Below are 1,662 nucleotides of genomic sequence, written 5' to 3'. Positions count from 1 at the left end.
CAGCTGGGCGCGGCCGCCCGCCGCGCCGCACGACGCCGGGGCGCGGGTGCCGGCCGGCGTGGCCCGGACGAGAGGAGGAGGCGACGCATGACCGCGTACCGGACGCGGGCCGCACACCGGCCCGACACCCCCGTGACCCCGCAGAGCCCGGGCGGCTGGGACCCCCGCTCCAGCGCGATGCTCGGGGGAGGCCCCGAGGGGACCGACGACCCCGTAGGCGCCGGCGACCCCGGAGACCCTGGCGGCCCCGCCCCGGCGCCTGACGCGGGCAGGACGCCCGCCTCGGGAGGCGCGGCTGCCCCCGGAGCGGCCCCTGCTTCCGGAGCGGACCAGGCCCCCGGAGCGGCCCCCACCTCCGGAGCGGCCCCTGCCCCCGGAGCGGACCAAGCCCCCGGACGAGCCCCCGCCCCCGGAGCGGCCCCCGCACGGAAGGTGCCGCCCCGGCGCGGCCCCGCCGACCCCGTGCGCGAGCTGATGCACCGCCACCGTGAGCTGTGCGAACGGGCCGTCGACCCGCTGGAGATCGCGGCGGGGCTGGAGGCGCACGGCGTGACCGACCGTACGGCCGCCCGCTTCCGGCACCGTGACGTCTTCTCGCTCGCCGAGGAGCTCTACGCCCGCGTGCCGCGCGCCGAAGCGCCCCCGGCCGCGCCCCGCCCCGCCGACCCGGCGCCACTGCCGTCCGGCCGGGTCCGCGCGGCGCTGCACGTACTGCCCGGCGCGCTGGCCGCCACCACCGTCACCGCCGTCACCGCGGTCCAGGGCACGGCACCGACCGTCCTCCGCCCGGCCCTGGCCGTCGTCGGGGCGGTGTTCGTCGTACTGGCGCTGCGGCTGTGCCTACGAAGCGGGCCGCTGCGCACGGGGCACAGCGCCGGCCGGGCGGCCACCCTGTGGACCTGCTGGCTCGCCGGGTACGCCCTGTGCGGCGACCGGCTGCTCGGCGCGCTGCGGGACGGCGGCCCCGAGGTGTCCCTCGACCGCTTGTCGGCCGCCCTCCCGTCGCTGTTCGGCACCTTCCCGCCGGTCACCGGGCCGGCGTCCGTCGCCGCCCACGCGCCGTTCCCGCCCGGCCCGCTGCCGGCCGCCGCCGTGATCGCCGTCGCGCTGTGCTGCGCGGTCGCGCCCGCCGCCTGGTGCGTGCGGTGGTTCGCGGTACGGGGGCGGCGGCGCCTCGCGGCCAGCCGCGGCCTCGGGGAGTTCGCTTCCGGGATGCGGCCCCTGCTGACGGGCGCGATGCTGCTCTTCGTGGCCGCGACCGCCGCGCTGCTGGTTGTCGCGGGACTCCTGACGGGCCGACTCGGCACGGGCGGCGCGGCGGCGCTCCCGGCGCCCCGCGCGCTGACCCCGTTCGCCGCCGCGCTGACTCTCGCCGTGCTGCTCTTCCTCGCCCGCCTGCTGGCCGTCCACGGCTTCCCGGTGGCGGCGGGTCGCGGTCTGGCCGCGGCGGGTGCGCTGGAGGCCGTCGCGCTGGCCACGCTGCCCGTGGGGCGGCTGCCGGGCGCCGCCGCGGTGGCCCGCCCCGTGGAGACGGCGGTCGGCCTGCTCGGCCCCGCCGTCGTCCCGGCCGCCGCCTGCACGGCCGCCGCGCTCGGCCTGTTCGCCTACGGGCTGCGGGCGTTGACCGGCGCATCGGCGCACTCCCCGGCGCCCGGCACCGCC

At 81.1% G+C, this 1,662-nt stretch carries 1 protein-coding gene; it reads left to right on the top strand.

Annotation, left to right across the window (positions count from 1 at the left end; translation table 11 throughout):
- Positions 1 to 462: 462 nt before the first annotated feature.
- Positions 463 to 1,662, top strand: a 1,200-nt coding sequence (locus tag ABT381_RS35690; RefSeq protein ID WP_351602257.1) for a hypothetical protein, incomplete at its 3' end; no start/stop codon positions are given.

The sequence above is a fragment of the Streptomyces sp. NPDC000151 genome (assembly GCF_040301705.1).
Taxonomy (GTDB): Bacteria; Actinomycetota; Actinomycetes; order Streptomycetales; family Streptomycetaceae; genus Streptomyces.
The sequence above is the reverse complement of the archived record's forward strand: the minus strand, read 5'-3'. Positions and strand labels throughout refer to the sequence as shown.